Genomic DNA, 15,219 nt, shown 5'->3' on the forward strand with positions numbered 1-15,219 from the left:
GGGGCGAGCGGGCGGGTCAGTGTAGGTACACTTGTGGCTTGAGCGGCTCTACCGAACGATCCTTGGACCCATCCACGCTGCGCGGACGCGCGCTGGCGGTGGCACTGCTGTCGGCGACGGCGCTGTTCATGGAAAACCTGGACGCGACGATCCTGACCACGGGCCTGCCGGCGATGGCGCGCGATTTTCACGTGACACCTGTGGCGCTGAATGTGGGCATCACCGCATACCTGCTGACGCTGGCGGTGCTGATCCCGGCGAGCGGGTGGGTGGCCGACCGGTTTGGCGAGCGGAAGACGTTTGCAACGGCGGTGCTGGTGTTTACGGTCGCCTCTGCGTGCTGTGCAGCCAGTCGAACACTCCCATGGTTCCTGGCGAGTCGTGTGCTGCAGGGTGCGGGCGGGGCAATGATGGTGCCGGTGGGCCGGCTGATGGTGGTGCGCTCGGCGACCAAGCCGCAGTTGATGAAGGCGATTGCGTATACGATCTGGCCCGCCCTGACCGCGCCGATCCTGGGACCGGTGGTCGGCGGATGGATCATCCATGTGGCGAGCTGGCCCTGGATGTTTCTGCTGAACTTGCCGATCGGTTTCCTGCTGTTTGGAATCTCGCTGGCGGTGGTGCGCGACAGTGAGCGGCAGGCAGCACCGCCGTCGCTGGACGGTACCGGCGTTGTGCTGACCGGGCTGTCGTGCCTGCTGTGGGTGGTGGGGCTGGAGCTGTTTGAGAACGGCGCCGGCGTAGTCAGCTCCGGCGCACTGCTGGCGCTTGGACTCGTGTGCACGATGCTCACGGTCAGCCACATGCGGCGCAGTCCGCGCGCGCTGTTTGCGCCTGCGCTGTTCCGGATTGCGACGTTTCGCACCGTGATGGTGGCGGGTTCGCTGTTTCGAATGGCGGTGTTTTCCGTACCGTTCCTGCTGCCGCTGCTGTTTCAAACGGCGTTTGGGTTGGACGCTCTGCGGTCGGGATCGCTGACGATGGCGGTGTTTGCGGGCAACCTGGCGATGAAGCCGCTGACCACGCCCCTGCTGCGGCGGTACGGATTTCGTGGCGTGCTGCTGGGCAACGGCATCGCGACAGTGTTGCTGCTGGCCGCTTGCGGGTGGCTGCGAGCCGCGACTCCAGTCACGCTGGTGCTGCTCATTCTGTTTTTGGGGGGCGCCGGGCGGTCCATGGAGCTGACTGCGTTGACGACGCTTGGCTTTGCCGACCTGTCGCCGGAGCTGACGGCAAGCGGGACGACGTTCGCAACCATGGTGCAGCAGATGACGGTGAGTTTGGGTGTGTCGGTGGCCGCGCTGGTTCTGCACCTGACGCAAGGTACGGCCGCGGATGGCGGCGCTGGCCACGGCAGCTTTCGGGCGGCGTTCTGCGCGATGAGTGCGCTGGCGCTATGCAGCCTGATTTCGTTTGCGCGGTTGCCGGTTGAGGCGGGGAGCGCAGTGAGCGGGCACCGCGTGCGTACCCAGGCCCTTGGAGATGCGCCCGCGCAAGGTTGATGCCGGGATACGAAGCTAGCTAATCAGCGGTGCTGCTGGCTTGGAGCAGTGCGAGCCAGTCGGCGGGGGAATGGGCCAGAGCGTCCGGTGATTCGGCGAGCATCTTCTCCTTTGCGAAGCCCCAGGTGCATCCCCAGGCGAGGACGCCGGCGTTGCGGGCGGTGCGAACGTCCACTTCGGAGTCGCCGATGAGAACTACCCTTTCGGGAGCGATCATGTGCCCGAGGATCGTCTCCGCGTTACGCCAGAGGGCGAGCAGGCCTTCGGGGTCTGGCTTCTTGGTCGCGAAGCTGTTGCCGCCGAAGTTCGCGAAGAGGAGCGGCGTGAGGTGGAGAGCGTCGCAAATGCGGTGCGAAGGATTGACAGGCTTGTTGGTGAGTACGGCCAGCAGTGGCGGCGAATCCAGATTGCGGATTTGCTGGAGCGCGGCGAGCACGCCTGGGTAGGGTGCGGTGTGATCGAGCAGGTGTTCGCGGTAGAAGCTTAGGAAGTAACGGAGCGCTTCGTCCTGGAGAAGATGCGGATCTCCCCCGGCGGCAGCCAGGGAACGTTCGACCAAGGCGGCTGCGCCATCGCCGATGAAGCTCGCAATATGTTCCGCTGGCAGGTGCGGAAGCCCGCAGTGGACCAGCGAGGCGTTGACGCACTCGACGAGGTCGCGACGAGAGTCGATCAGCGTGCCGTCCAGATCGAAAATGAGAAGTTCCGGACGGTTCAACGGTTCATTCCGAGGGTCCAGAGGAGACCGCGCTCCAGGATGCCGGTGAAGAGTGGGTTGTCGTAGTTGTCGATGTTGTGACCGAGCGCTATGTAGAACTCGCGGCTGTTATCGAAGGTTTGGGTCCACGCCAACGGCAGAGCGGACGGAAACTGACGGGCGTCAGCGGCCTTGTCGCCGAGGGCGAGGGCATCGCGCGGCGTAGTCAGAAGGATGTGAAGATCGGGCGCGAGACGGTCGAGGAAGTAGCATTCGTCGGTCCAGCGGAAGCTGGCGGGCAGGGAACGGGTGACCGGCGAAGCGGGGTCCGCAACGGTCACGGTGAAGCTCTGCTGGGGCGGGTGGAAGGCGAAGTGTCCCCCGAGCACCTGCTGGAAGTACGGCCAGTTCCGCTCGCTGCCGGAAGCGGAGTGGACGGCAACGAAGCCATGGCCGGCGTGAATGTAGGCGCGGAAGGCATCGCGCTGCGCGTCCGTAGCGAAGGCGTCGTTGTTGCTGTTGCTGAAGACCAGGGCGTCGTACCGGCTGAGGTTCGCCGGGGTGAAGGCCGCCGGATCGGCGGAGGTGTCGACGGTAATACCGTGCTGCGCACCGATGCGGCGGAAGGCCTCGACACTAGCGGCGATGTTTTCGTGGACGTAGCCCTTGCCATCGGGTGTGTAGTTGCGGGTATAGACCAGGATGCGCTTGGGGGCGGACTGCGCGACGCACAGGCCCACGATCAGGAGGGCTGCGAGGCAGCCGCCCAGCAGGGCCAGCGATCTCGACCTAGGCATACTTCCGCAACATGCCGAGGACTTTGCCCTGGATGGTGACGCGGTCCGCGGGAGCGAAGATGGGAGCCATGGCGGCGTTAGACGGTTGCAGGCGTACCATCGCACCTTCTTTGTAGAAGCGCTTCAGGGTGGCGTCTGCGCCGTCCACGAGGGCGACGACAATTTCACCTTCGCGCGCGGTGGCGGTGCGTTCCACCAGCACGTAGTCGCCGTTGACGATGTGCTCGTCGCACATGGAGTCACCGCGAACTTCGAGAGCGAAGACCTCACGGCTGCCGACGATCTCTGACAGCGAGATGGTTTCAGCGGTCTCGATGGCTTCGACCGGTTTGCCGGCAGCGATGCGGCCCATGAGCGGGAGCCGGTCTGGCGTTCGCCGGGACTTCTGCGCAAGGACGTCGATGGACCGGCTCCGGTTGTGGGATCGCTGGAGAAGGCCCTTGTTGTGCAGGTTGGTGACGTGTTTGTGGACGGTTGCGAGGGAGTTCAGCCCAAGTCCGGTGGCGATCTCTTCATAGGACGGGGAGTAGCCCTTCCGCTGAGTAAATGCGGAAAGGAAATCGAGCACCTCTTTTTGCCGACGCGTGATCGCCATGCTGGAATTGTAGCGAATAAAAGGCGAACCGTGGCAAGGGGCATTCGGGTGAACCAAAAGTGGCACATCCGAGCGAACTTTCCCATTTTGAGAAAGCTGAAGTGGAGTGATCCGGCGCATCCGTTGCGAGGCCTAATGCCCACACAGCATCTTTCTTACAGAGCAGCGAATAAGAGAACGCTCAGCGTTCCGTCCCTTCCAATCTTTCCCCCTGAGTCTGACCGAGATAAGAGGAAACCATGCAGATTTTGCTCGTGGAAGATGACAGTGCTTTGGCGTCGTTCTTGAAGAAAGGTATGGAACAGCAGGGCCACACGGTGATGCACGCCGCAAACGGAGAAGCCGGCGTGGAGATTGCGGCGGAGAACCAGAATGACGTGATCGTGCTGGACCTGAACCTGCCGCGGCTGGACGGGGTAGAGGTGTTGCAGCGCATGCGCCTGGGTGGTGTGCAAACCCCGGTGCTGGTGCTGACGGGCCGCGGCTCCGTGGAGGAGCGCATCCGCTGCCTGGACGCCGGGGCAGACGATTTCCTGGTGAAGCCGTTTTCGTTCCACGAGATGGCGGCGCGATGCCGGGCGATCCTGCGGCGCAAAGGTGTGGAAACGGAGAGCTCCGTTGTGCGCCATGGAGCCTTGCAGGTGGACCGGCTGACACGGACGGTGCACGTTCACGGCGCGGAGGTGGTGCTGACCGCGAAGGAGTTTGCGCTGCTGGACTACCTGCTGCAGAACCGGAAGCGCGCGGTGAGCCGGCCGGAGTTGCTGGAGAAGGTCTGGAAGATGGCGCCGGACTCCGGCACCAACGTGGTCGATGTGTACGTGAACTATCTGCGCCGCAAGCTGCGGACGGACGAAGGCGACGAAGACCTGATCGTGACGGTACGGGGCAGCGGGTACGCGCTGGCTCCGGCGGCCGGTCCACTGAAGATGGTGCCGCGCAAGCCAGCCTCTGACGCGTCCTTCCCAGCGCACATGCCGGGTACGGAAGCCTTTCCGGCGGTGGCGGCATGAGCGGCACCTATATCTCGGTGAATAGGGAACGTGCGCACGGCATCTTGCACGCCCTGAGTCAGCCGCTGACGGTGATGAGCCTGGCGCTGACGATGATGCAGGGCTCGGCGGATGAGGCGGAGCGCGCGCAGGCGCTAGAAGCGGTGATGGTGGAGTGCCAGCGCGCGATGCGGTCTGTGTATCAGTTGCGGTCGCTGCTGGATGAAGCTGTGGATGCGGGCCGCGGCCTGGAAGCTCCGGCGCCAGGCGAGACCGCGTGGGTCGATCGCAGTTTTGGGGGAATGGCATGACGCAGGCAGCGGGTCGGGAGATCACGGGAACACAGCCGCCTCGCACTGCGGCGCTGAGCGCGACAGTGCTGGTGGTGAGCGCGAATGCGGAGTTGCGGGCGCATCTGGCCAAGACGCTGCGAGGTCTGCGGTGGACGGTGCAGGAGGCGGAAAGCGGGGCTGAGGCGTGGCTGCGGCAGGAGGACCGTCCCTGTGGCGCGGTGCTGCTGGACGAGTGGCTGCCGGACCTGTCGGCGCGTGAGTTTGCCCAGCAGTTCCTGGAACAGTTTCCGACGGTCGACATGCTTACGACGGAGGGATCGCCGGTGGCGTCGGCCGTTCGGAGCCCGCGGCGGAACGAGCTGCTGCTGGCATTGCGCGATGCCGAGCACTTGTGTGCGGCTGCTCCGGCGGCGACAGCCTCGGGGTTGGGAATGCCACCAGTCTCCGCAGCAGCGGCTCCGGTGGGTAATGCTGCCGAGGAACGATCTGCGGGCGGCACAACCCCGGTGTTTGCCCTGCCGGGCATGCTGGGCGGCAGCGCGGCAATGCAGGAGTTGGGAGCGCTGATCCGGCTTGCGGCTCCGCATTCGGCCAGCATCCTGGTAGAAGGCGAGACGGGTACAGGCAAGGAGCTGGTGGCGCAGGCGGTGCACCGGTTGAGCGGGCGCTCGGCGAAGCCGTTTGTCACGCTGAACTGTGCGGCCATTCCAGAGCAACTGCTGGAGTCGGAGCTGTTTGGGCACACCCGCGGAGCGTTCACGGGCGCGGTGAACTCGCGCATGGGGCGCATCGAGGCGGCGCACGGTGGGACGCTGTTTCTGGACGAGATCGGGGAGATGCCGCTGCCGTTGCAGGCCAAGATGCTGCGCTTCCTGGAATGCGGGGAGATCCAGCGCATTGGTGAGAATGAGACCTCGCGCGTGGATGTGCGCATCGTGGCCGCGACGCACCAGCCGCTGGAGCTGAATGCAGAGCAGGGCCGGTTCCGCCTGGACCTGTTTCACCGGCTATCGGTGTTCCCGGTGTGGGTTCCGCCGCTGCGCGAGCGGATGGAAGATGTGCCCATGCTGGTGCAGTTTGCCCTGGAACGACTGGGGCAGGACGCACCGCAGCGGAGTATCAGCGCGGCTGCGATGGACGTCCTGCTGGCGCATAGCTGGCCGGGCAATGTCCGGGAGTTGCTGCACGTTCTGCAGCGCGCGGTGATTCTGAGCACCCACAGCACGGAGATCGGGCCGGAACACATTCGGCTGCGTGCGCGTGCGCGTTGAATCTGCCAGCGAAAGCGTGGAAGATCTAAGGCCGCTCTAAGGGCGGCCTCTCGCCTTCTGGACCTTCGCGTGCACCTAGAGGCGACAGGAGGAACGCATGCTGGACGCTCCCATGACCCAAGCGCTGAGCCGGTACCTGGATCTGCAAACGGCGCGCATAAAGGTGACGGCGACCAACATGGCCAACCAGAACACGCCAGGGTATGCACGCCGGACCGTGACCTGGACCGGCGGCGACACCGTAAGCCTGACCGGCATTGGCGCAGGACAGAATCCGATGGCGACCGTGACGGCGCAGCGCAGCTCTGTGCTGGATGCTGCCGTGGCCAGCACCACTGCGAGTTCGGCCTCAGCGAACACGGTGAAGTCTGCATTGAACTCTCTGCAGGCGGTGTTTGCGATCAACTCGGCCGGCGATGAAGGCTCCGGAATCAATGCAGCGATGAGTGGGTTCTTCGCCGCGATGCAGTCGATCGCGGCCGACCCGTCCAGCGGCAGCGCCCGGCAGGCGGCGTTTGCGGCAGCGCAGACGGTTGCGAGCAGCTTTCAGGCGACGAGTGCGACGCTCTCGCAGCAGGCGTCCGATCTGGATGGCTCGGTGCAGAACTCAGTCAGCAGCATCAACCAGCTCACAGCTTCGATTGCCGCGCTGAACGGGAGCATTGGATGCGCTGGCACCGCGGCGGACCGGGAGGCCCTGCTGGACCAGCGGAGCGCGCAGATCGACAGCCTTTCGCAGCTGGTTGGCGTGCAGCAGATGAGCAACAGCGATGGTTCGGTGAGCCTGTTTACGTCGAACGGCGGAGCCCTGGTGGTTGGCAGCCAGAGTGACGCGGTGTCCACGCGCAGTGCGGGCAACGGTGCGTTGCAGATCTATGTGCAGGGCACGAACATCACGACCGGTCTCGAGGGCGGCAGTGTTGGCGGTGCGCTTGCTGCGCGCGACGGAGCCCTGGCCGATGCGCAAACGCGAATCGACGCGCTGGCGTCTGCGTTTGCCACGGCGGTAAATGCCGCCAACAGCAACGGGAACACGCAGGCGGGGAACGCAGGAGCTGCGATCTTCAGCCTGGATCCTACGGCTGCGCATCCTGCGGCGACCATCGCGGTTGCTGCCACGAGCGGCGCCGACTTTGCGGCGGCAGGGAATGGCGAAGGCGCAAATGGGACGGGTAACGCGAACGCGATGGCAGCACTGGCGAACCAGGAGAACTCGTCCGGTGAAACCTTTGCGGGCGTGCTGAGCTCTGCAATCAGCAGCATCGGAACGTCTGCCGCGGCTGCGCAGACCAATGCCGCAGCAGCAAGCTCAGCGCAGAACCAGGCGAGCGCGAACCAGGAGGCGCTGTCGGGTGTCTCGCTGGATACGGAGGCGGCGAACCTGACCCAGTATCAGCGCAGCTACGAGGCGGAGGCCAAGCTGCTGGCTGTGCTGGACCAGATCATGACCGACACCATCAACCTCGGCACTAACACGGCGGTTTCCTAAACGATGCTGACTTCTGCAAGTTCGATGGCGAGCCTGGTTGCCCAGGCGGGAGCGCTGAGCGATCAGCAGGCGGAGATTGCGCGAGAGCTGAGCAGCGGGACGCGGCTGACGCGGCTCTCCAACGATCCGATGGCGGCGGCGGCGACCGTTCGGTTGAGCAGCGGTATTGCCGAGGCTTCGGCTACGGCTGCTGCGATCCAAACTGTGCAGGCTCGCATGCAGACGGCAGACTCGGCACTGGGATCGGTCGTGACACAACTCACGTCCGCCATTTCCACGGCGGTTGCTGCGGCAAATGGGACGCAGAACGCGGCAGACCTGGCAAGTGGTGCCGTGCAGTTGAGCAGCATCCGGGACAGCGTGCTGAACGCGGCCAACAGCAGCTATAACGGCACGTACCTGTTTGCGGGAACTTCGTCGGCCGTGCCATTCGCGATGAACAGCAGCACGGGTGAGGTGAGCTACGGCGGCGACGCTGCCGGTATGACGTTTGCGGTCGCGGGTCAGACGCTGCAGACCTCGGCAAGCGGGTCGGCACTGTTTGGCAGCGGAAGCGGATCGGTGTTTGCAAGCCTGCAGAGCTTGATCGGGACTATGGCCTCCGGAGGGACACCGACTGCGGGCCAGGTTGAGAGTCTGCGGTCATCGTTGCAGACCGTGATTGATGGGCGAAGCGCACTGGCCAGCAGCCAGAGTCGCCTGCAAACGGCCGCCACTGGGGTGGCGTCGCAACAGACGAATCTCCAGGCGGAGCAGACCACGGTCGCGGCAAGCGATCCCGTGGCGCTGGCCACGGAGTTGAGTGCGGCGGAGACACAGCGGTCTGCGCTGTTGAGCAGCCTGGCCAGCATGAGTAAGAGCAGCCTGTTCGATTACCTGTCGGCCTGAGCCCGCGGCGCGGCGTTTACACTCAACGCATGTTTGCGCCCCTGCGCTTTCTTTGGCACGCCACGCGTGGATACCGCTTTACGCCCTGGCGCAGCCCCTATTTGCGATGGCGCCTGGAAACGTACTCCGGTCTGCACGCGGAGACGATGACGCTGTCTGAGATGGCTGGTGTGGTGTGGCGCGACAAGGGGCAGTTCCTGCGTTTCCTGCGATGGACGGGCCAGATGGAACGCGAGTCGAACCGTGACTGAGTCCGGCGCGGCAAGCAGCTTGACCCGTCGATCCTTGTTGCTGGGTACCGTGAGCACGACAGCGGCGTACCTGGCCGGCTGCGCACACCGGGGAGGACTGGGGCCGGTTCCACAGAATAGAACTGTCCCACCGCCGGTGCCGAAAGCCCGTTCCGCTGCACCGCTGAAAACGCAGGCAGCAGCGCACCACCTGCTGTTCGGGTTTGCGCTGAACGTGCGGCAACTGCGCGAGTCGGAATCGTATCGTCGTCTCGTCCTGGAGCAAAGCAGCATCGCTGTGGCCGAGAACGCGATGAAGTGGAGTGCGCTGCGGCCCGCGCCCGATCAGTACTTCTTCGACGATGCCGATTTTCTGGTGCAGTTTGGCGAGCAGAACCGCATCAAGCTGCGCGGGCACAACCTGTGCTGGCATGAGCAATTGCCGAAGTGGTTCGATGCGACGGCGAACGGGGCCAACGCGCGCACGCTCCTGACGGAGCACATCCGCACCGTGGCGGGGCGCTATGCCGGACGGATTCATAGCTGGGACGTGGTGAATGAGGCGGTGGAGCCTCGCGACGGCCGGCCGGATGGTCTGCGCAACTCGCCGTGGTTGCGGCTGATTGGCGAGACCTACCTGGAGCTGGCGTTCCGGACCGCGCGGCAGGCCGATCCGACTGCGCTGCTCACGTACAACGATTACGACATTGAAGACGAGTCCCCGTACCAGGCGGAGAAGCGCGCAGCGGTGCTGCGGATGTTGCGTCGCCTGAAGCAGCGAAATGTGCCCATCGACGCTGTCGGCATTCAGTCTCATATCAGCGCGGGAACGGGTCACCGGTACGGAGCTTCGCTGCAGCAGTTCATTCTGAGCTGCCGCGAGATGGATCTGGAAGTGTTCGTCACGGAGCTGGACGTGGACGATCGGGAACTGCCGAAGCAGGTTGCTGAACGGGACGCGGGAGTGGCCGAGGCGTACCGGCAATATCTGGACGTGGTGCTGCGCGAGCCGAACGTGCGTGCGGTGCTTACCTGGGGAGTGGATGACGCGCAGAGCTGGCTCTCAGGCAAGCGGCCGCGTGCAGACGGAGTGCCGCAGCGCCCCTTACTGTGGGATGCGCAGTTCCGGCCCAAGAAGGCGGTGAGTGCGGTGGAGCAGGCTTTTGTGGAGGCTCGCCCGGCGCCGGCACCTGCGGCCGGACGAAGCAGCCGGCGGTAGCCTTGCCCGTTGCCCGTCTCCGTGGGCCGATGGTATCCTAGCCGGAGCGAAACGATAGAAGAGAAGCAGGAGCAATACAACTACAGTGTTGGCAAGCCAGAAGAAAAACGACATTATCGCGAAGTTCCGGACGCACGAGTCCGATACGGGCAGCCCCGAAGTGCAGATCGCTATCCTGAGCGAGCGCATCGGTGAGTTGACGGAGCATTTCAAGACGCACAAGAAGGATCATGGATCGCGCCGCGGCCTGTTGATGCTGGTGAGCAAGCGCCGCAGCCTGTTGGATTACCTGAAGAAGAACGATTCCGATCGCTACCGCGAAGTTATCGGCAAGCTCGGCATCCGCAAGTAACTGCGCAGCCGGAGCGTCTCCGATCCCTCGGCCGCAGCCGGGTGTGTGAAGGTCTGAGATCCGAATTGACCGACACCTCGTTCGTACGTCCCATTCAGACCGCCCCTCTGCCGCGCGTGCAAGTCACGCCGCTGGCCGGGCGGTCTGTTCGCGTTTTGGCGCTGTGTCGCCGAGGCGCGATGTCCGCTTTCTAACCCAATGAAGAGAGAACAGCCGCTATGAAGCAGCAAACTACCGTGGAGCTTGCCGGGGGCAAGCAAATTACCTTTGAGACCGGCCGCATCGCCAAGCAGGCGTCGGGCGCCGCGTTCGTTACGTCCGGCGACACCGTTGTGCTTGCGACCGCTGTAGGAGCGCCGGAGCCGAAGGAAGGCATCGACTTCTTTCCGCTGACGGTGGAGTATCGCGAGACCGCCTACGGTGGCGGCCGCATTCCGGGTGGCTTTATCAAGCGCGAAGGTCGTCCCGCGGAGAAGGAAATCCTGACCGCGCGCCAGATCGATCGCCCCATTCGTCCGCTGTTCCCGGAGACCTACCGCAACGAGACGCAGGTGGTTGCGTTCGTGTACTCGGCCGACAAGCAGAACGATCCGGACATCATCGCGATCAACGCTGCGTCGTGCGCGCTGGCGCTATCGGACATCCCGTTCCACGGCCCCATCGGCGCGGTTCGCGTGGGCCTGGTGGACGGCAACTTCATCGTGAACCCGACCTACGACGAGCGCGAGAAGAGCACCCTGAACATCACCGTTGCGGGCACCATCGATGGCATCGTGATGGTGGAGTCGGGCGCGCGTGAGGCGACAGAGGAGCAGGTTGTCAACGCGATCGAGTTCGGCCACGAGCAAATTAAGAAGATCTGCGAGGTGCTGATTGAGTTTGCCAAGACGGCGGGCAAGCCGAAGCGCGCGACCGCAGAGGCGGAAGACACGAGCGCTTACCTGGCTGAGCTTCGTAACCAGTACGGCACGGCTCTGACGGACGCGGTGGACACGCAGAAGTACAGCAAGACCGACTCTTACGCCCTGATCAAGAAGATTAAGGACGAAGGCAAGAAGGCTTTGCCGGAAGGCGATGCAGCGGCTGCGAAGCGGTACGCGAAGGGCTTCGAACTGCTGCGAGAGAACATCTTCCGCGAGCAGGTGCTGAACGATCGCATTCGTCCGGACCGCCGCGCCTTTGACGAGATCCGGAAGATCGACATCGAGGTTGGGATTCTGCCGCGCACGCACGGTTCTGCGCTGTTTACGCGCGGCGAGACGCAGGCGCTGGTCACGGCCACGCTTGGCACGGCCGACGACGCGCAGCGTCTGGAGTCGTACGAGGGCGAGCAGAAGCGCCGCTTTATGCTGCACTACAACTTCCCGCCGTACTCGGTCGGTGAAGTGGGCCGCATGACGGGCACGGGCCGTCGCGAGATCGGTCACGGTGCCCTGGCGCAGCGTGCGATCGAGGCCGTGCTGCCGGACGAGAAGGATTCGCCGTACACGCTGCGCGTGGTTTCGGACATCACGGAGTCGAACGGATCGTCGTCGATGGCTTCTGTCTGTGGAGCTTCGCTGGCCCTGATGCAGGCCGGCATTCCGCTGAAGGGTTCGGTTGCCGGTGTGGCGATGGGCCTGGTGAAGGAGGGCGAGAAGTACTCGATCCTGACCGACATCGCGGGTGCGGAAGATCACTACGGCGACATGGACTTCAAGGTGGCCGGAACGCGCGAAGGTATCACCGCGCTGCAGATGGACATCAAGATCATGGGAATCACGCCGCAGATCATGCGTGAGGCCCTGGAGCAGGCACGTCGCGGCCGTATTTTCCTTCTGGACAAGATGGACGCGGTGATCAGCGGCGCCAGCCAGGAGAAATCGCGCTACGCTCCGCAGATCAAGACGCTGCAGATCCCGACGGACAAGATTCGCGACCTGATCGGACCCGGCGGCAAGGTGATTCGCGGCATCATCGAAGCGACGCAGGTGAAGATCGACGTGGACGACTCGGGCAAGGTGGATGTTTCGTCCTCCGATCCGGATGGTCTGGCACGCGCGATCCAGATGATCAGCGACCTGACCGCTGTGCCCGAGGTGGGCAAGACCTATTTGGGCAAGGTGGTTCGGCTGGCGGAGTTCGGCGCGTTTGTCGAGATCTTCCCCGGCACCGATGGCCTGCTGCACGTCTCCGAAATCGCGGAACATCGCGTGAAGGACGTGAAGGATGAGCTTCGCGAAGGCGATCAGGTCCTGGTGCGGGTGCTTGCCATTGAGGGCAACCGCATCAAGCTGTCCCGCAAGGCTGTTCTGAAGGAGCAGCGCGCGAAGCTGGGCCTGCCCGAGCCGGAAGCGCAGCAAGGTGGCGAGGGTCGCGGCGAGCGCGGTGATAATCGTCGCGAACGCGGTGGCGAACGTTCCGAGCGTCAGGAGCGTGCTCCGCGTCCTGAGCGTACCGCGCCAGCGCCAAGCGCGGAGACGATCACGCTTGAGGGTGGTGAGGACTTCGAAGACGAAGACCTGGACGACCTGGACGTGGACGACGCCGAGGGCGACGAAGGTGGTGAGGAGGCAGCAGGCTCCGATACCGCAGCGGAAGGCAGTGGCGCACCGCAGGGTCAGCGTTCCGGACGGCGTCGCCGTCGTCGCGGTGGTCGCCGCGGCGGACCGGGTGGTGGTGCGAACCCGGGCAACGGCGCACCTCGCGCGTAAGCGTGCAGCACGCATACAGAAGGGCCTCGGCAATGCGCCGAGGCCCTTCGCTTTTGTGTTGCGGCCCTTACTTCGTCGCGGGGATGGTGACCGGCTGCACTGGAACCACAGGCATGCTGATGGTGCTGGATGAGTAGATACGCTGCGTCGCCTTCTGGTAGTCGGCGGCTTTGGCGTCGAAGATGTTCGGCACAAAGGTCTGCGGATTGCGGTCGTAAAGCGGGAACCAGGTGGACTGCACCTGAACCATGATGCGGTGGCCCGGCTGGAAGACGTGGTTGACCTGCGGAAGGCCGAACTTGAACTCCTCCGGCTGATTCGGCTTCAGAGCTTCGGGCTTTTCGAAGCTCTTGCGATAGCGGCCTCGGAAGATGTCCATGCTGATCGGCAGTTCGTAGCCGTTCATCTCCAGGTTCTGCTGATTGCCGTCCGGGAAGACGTCGATGATCTTTACGACCCAATCTGAGTCGGTGCCGCTGCTGGAAGCGACGAGGTTTGCGGTGGGTTCGCCGCTGACGCGCATGGCTTCCTTCAGCGGTGCCGTTTGCCAGGTCAACACGTCTGGCCGGCCGTCCACGAATCGTTGATCCAGGACGAGCCACTGTCCCCAATCCGATCCCGTGACGGGGCGTGGCGAGTAGGGGACCGGCTTGGCCGGGTCCGAGACGTAATCAGTGAACTTGCTTCGACTCTCGGCCTGCTTGTCGAAGGAGAGGGTGCCGTCGGCGTGCAGATAGAGGGGCTTGGTCGGCTGTTCACAACCGGCTTCACAACTGAGCGGCCACTTGCTGAAGCGGTCCCAGTGATCCTCACCTGTGTTGTAGATGTACACGGGAGGTGTATCTGCCTTGGCGGAGCCATCCTTCAGGTACTGATTGAAGAAGGGAAGCAGGACGTCCTGACGATAGTTTGCGGTGGTGTCGCCATCCCAGATGAGTGGACCGAGGGAGCGACCCTCGCGGTTGACCTGGCTGTGACGCCACGGTCCCATGACGAGATAGTTCTTGTCGTTGTTCGTGTCCTTGGGTTCCACGGCGCGATAGCTGTGAATCGCGCCCCACATGTCTTCCTGGTCCCACAAACCCTGCAGCCACAGCGTGGGGACGGTCAACGGCTTCTGGGCGATCAGCTTATCGAGTGCCTGGCTTTGCCAGAAGCTGTCGTACGCGGGGTGTTCCTCGACCGTGCGCCAGAAGGGCAGTTGATCCTGGCCCTGGGCGCGGGCGAAATCTCCCGCGGAGCCCTTGCTGAGGAAGCTGGAGTAATCGTCGCGCTGCTCGTGCTGCACGCGGGAGCCGGCGCCGCGTGCGGAAGTCTGAGCAATGAAGTAGTCGAGCATGCGCTGGCGAAACGCGCCGTAGTGGAACCAGTCGTCGCCCATCCAGCCATCGACCATGGGGCTTTCGGGCGAGGCGACCTTGAGCGCGGGGTGCGGGTTCAGCAAGGCCATGACAACGGTGAAGCCCTCATAGGACGACCCGATCATGCCGACTTTGCCGTTGGACTCGGGGACGTTCTTAACCAGCCAATCGATGGTGTCGTAGGCGTCCATGGTGTCGTCGGCGCCGGTGGGATTCCACGGTCCTACGGGCGGCGGGGTCATCAGGTATTTGCCTTCTGACCCGTACTTTCCGCGGACGTCCTGGTAGACGCGTATGTAGCCGGCGCGCACGAACACCTCGTCGCTGAGTGGTAGCTCGTCCACCATGTGGGGCGAGTGCGGACGTGGAGAGGCATCGCGTTCTCCGGAGGCCCCGGCGACGCGGGCGTTTCGTCCTGCCTGGGCAGGTGCTGGCGCGGCTTCGCTTCCGGTGGCGGTGGGGACACGGGACGCGGATGCGCGCGCCCCCGCGTTGTAGCAGGTCCGTGTGAGGACCATGGGCGCACCCTTTGCGCCTTTGGGCACCACGATGACGGCGAAAAGCTTTGTTCCGTCGCGCATGGGGATCATGACTTCGCGGCGGTCGTAATCATACTGCACGGCAGGCGCGACGAACGGCTGCTGCTTCGGTGCGGTGAAGCTGGTGGGGATGTCATTGTCAGTGACGCGCGGTTGAGGTGCTGCCTGGCTTTGAGCGGTGGCGACGGCCGATAGCGCCAGGCCGGTTGCAACACAAACTGCCGCGCGGCAGAGGCTTCTCTGCAAAGAAATCATGATCGTTCCTTGTGCCTGGGCACACGGGTGCCACGGCTGGTATGAG

Annotated in this window: 14 protein-coding genes; 10 read left to right on the forward strand and 4 right to left on the reverse strand. The window is 64.1% G+C overall.

Annotated elements, in window-relative coordinates:
• Positions 1-38: 38 nt before the first annotated feature.
• Complete coding sequence (locus OHL12_RS03155) at positions 39-1,502, forward strand: MFS transporter (RefSeq protein WP_263412385.1); 1,464 nt, start codon at positions 39-41, stop codon at positions 1,500-1,502.
• 19 nt (positions 1,503-1,521) lie between these two features.
• Here OHL12_RS03155 and OHL12_RS03160 read toward each other — a convergent pair whose 3' ends face one another.
• From OHL12_RS03160 to lexA, 3 genes are read right to left on the reverse strand one after another with little or no spacing between them, the layout of a single operon-like run.
• Positions 1,522-2,220 (reverse strand): HAD family hydrolase, encoded by a 699-nt coding sequence (locus tag OHL12_RS03160; RefSeq protein WP_263412386.1) that lies wholly within the window; start codon positions 2,218-2,220, stop codon positions 1,522-1,524.
• Positions 2,217-2,996: a ThuA domain-containing protein gene (locus OHL12_RS03165; protein WP_263412387.1), complete on the reverse strand. Its 780-nt coding sequence runs from the start codon at positions 2,994-2,996 to the stop codon at positions 2,217-2,219. The genes OHL12_RS03160 and OHL12_RS03165 overlap by 4 nt, the downstream gene beginning before the upstream one ends.
• Positions 2,989-3,591, reverse strand: a complete 603-nt coding sequence (gene lexA / locus OHL12_RS03170) for a transcriptional repressor LexA (RefSeq protein WP_263412388.1) — start codon at positions 3,589-3,591, stop codon at positions 2,989-2,991. The genes OHL12_RS03165 and lexA overlap by 8 nt, the downstream gene beginning before the upstream one ends.
• 239 nt (positions 3,592-3,830) lie before the next feature.
• Here lexA and OHL12_RS03175 point away from each other — a divergent pair, with 239 nt between their 5' ends.
• The 9 genes from OHL12_RS03175 (at position 3,831) to pnp (ending at position 13,018) form a co-directional block, all read left to right on the forward strand.
• Complete coding sequence (locus tag OHL12_RS03175) at positions 3,831-4,604, forward strand: response regulator transcription factor (protein WP_263412389.1); 774 nt, start codon at positions 3,831-3,833, stop codon at positions 4,602-4,604.
• Entirely contained in the window at positions 4,601-4,894 is a 294-nt protein-coding gene (locus OHL12_RS03180) for a hypothetical protein (protein WP_263412390.1), read from the forward strand. The genes OHL12_RS03175 and OHL12_RS03180 overlap by 4 nt, the downstream gene beginning before the upstream one ends.
• The gene (locus OHL12_RS03185) at positions 4,891-6,147 is read left to right on the forward strand and encodes a sigma-54-dependent transcriptional regulator (protein WP_263412391.1); all 1,257 of its coding nucleotides are present in this window, start codon (positions 4,891-4,893) and stop codon (positions 6,145-6,147) included. The genes OHL12_RS03180 and OHL12_RS03185 overlap by 4 nt, the downstream gene beginning before the upstream one ends.
• Before the next feature lie 97 nt (positions 6,148-6,244).
• Positions 6,245-7,636, forward strand: coding sequence for a flagellar hook-associated protein FlgK (gene flgK, locus OHL12_RS03190; protein ID WP_263412392.1), 1,392 nt, complete (start codon positions 6,245-6,247; stop codon positions 7,634-7,636).
• Positions 7,637-7,639: 3 nt separating this feature from the next.
• Positions 7,640-8,524 (forward strand): flagellin N-terminal helical domain-containing protein, encoded by an 885-nt coding sequence (locus OHL12_RS03195; RefSeq protein ID WP_263412393.1) that lies wholly within the window; start codon positions 7,640-7,642, stop codon positions 8,522-8,524.
• 29 nt (positions 8,525-8,553) lie between these two features.
• Positions 8,554-8,775 (forward strand): hypothetical protein, encoded by a 222-nt coding sequence (locus OHL12_RS03200; RefSeq protein WP_263412394.1) that lies wholly within the window; start codon positions 8,554-8,556, stop codon positions 8,773-8,775.
• Positions 8,776-8,911: 136 nt separating this feature from the next.
• Positions 8,912-9,973, forward strand: a complete 1,062-nt coding sequence (locus OHL12_RS03205) for an endo-1,4-beta-xylanase (protein ID WP_263412395.1) — start codon at positions 8,912-8,914, stop codon at positions 9,971-9,973.
• An 85-nt stretch (positions 9,974-10,058) separates the two neighbouring features.
• Positions 10,059-10,325, forward strand: coding sequence for a 30S ribosomal protein S15 (gene rpsO, locus OHL12_RS03210; protein WP_263412396.1), 267 nt, complete (start codon positions 10,059-10,061; stop codon positions 10,323-10,325).
• A gap of 218 nt (positions 10,326-10,543) precedes the next feature.
• Positions 10,544-13,018, forward strand: coding sequence for a polyribonucleotide nucleotidyltransferase (gene pnp, locus OHL12_RS03215; RefSeq protein ID WP_263412397.1), 2,475 nt, complete (start codon positions 10,544-10,546; stop codon positions 13,016-13,018).
• Between the two features lie 67 nt (positions 13,019-13,085).
• Here pnp and OHL12_RS03220 read toward each other — a convergent pair whose 3' ends face one another.
• Positions 13,086-15,173: a CocE/NonD family hydrolase gene (locus OHL12_RS03220; RefSeq protein ID WP_263412398.1), complete on the reverse strand. Its 2,088-nt coding sequence runs from the start codon at positions 15,171-15,173 to the stop codon at positions 13,086-13,088.
• Positions 15,174-15,219 lie beyond the last annotated feature (46 nt).

The sequence above is a fragment of the Terriglobus aquaticus genome (genome assembly GCF_025685415.1).
Classification (GTDB): domain Bacteria; phylum Acidobacteriota; class Terriglobia; order Terriglobales; family Acidobacteriaceae; genus Terriglobus; species Terriglobus aquaticus.